General features: G+C 51.0%; 1 protein-coding gene. It reads right to left on the bottom strand.

Annotated elements, in window-relative coordinates; all coding sequences use genetic code 11:
* Nucleotides 1-223: hypothetical protein (locus LJE08_RS14390; RefSeq protein WP_227403632.1), on the bottom strand; the 223-nt coding region annotated here is incomplete at its 3' end.
* Nucleotides 224-241: the final 18 nt, after the last annotated feature.

Here is a 241-nt window from a genome sequence, read left to right on the forward strand (position 1 = left end):
TCTGGACCGATTTGACAAAGTAGCGTTCCAGATACAGCTGACCATCGGGGCGATAGTAGCGGGCATTGAACTCATGACCATCCTGACCAAAGAACTCGTCAACAGCCTTAAAGCCCCGAATGTCATAAGTATTGCGTAAAGTCAGGCTGCCAGTCTGATCGTACCAGTCGATGTGATGAATCTGACCGATCGTCCCACCGGTAAAATAGATCGTTGCTGCCAAGCGTCCCCCGTCTCTGAC

It is taken from the genome of Holdemanella sp. DFI.5.55 (assembly GCF_020593575.1).
Classification (GTDB): Bacteria; Bacillota_I; Bacilli_A; order Erysipelotrichales; family Erysipelotrichaceae; genus Holdemanella; species Holdemanella hominis.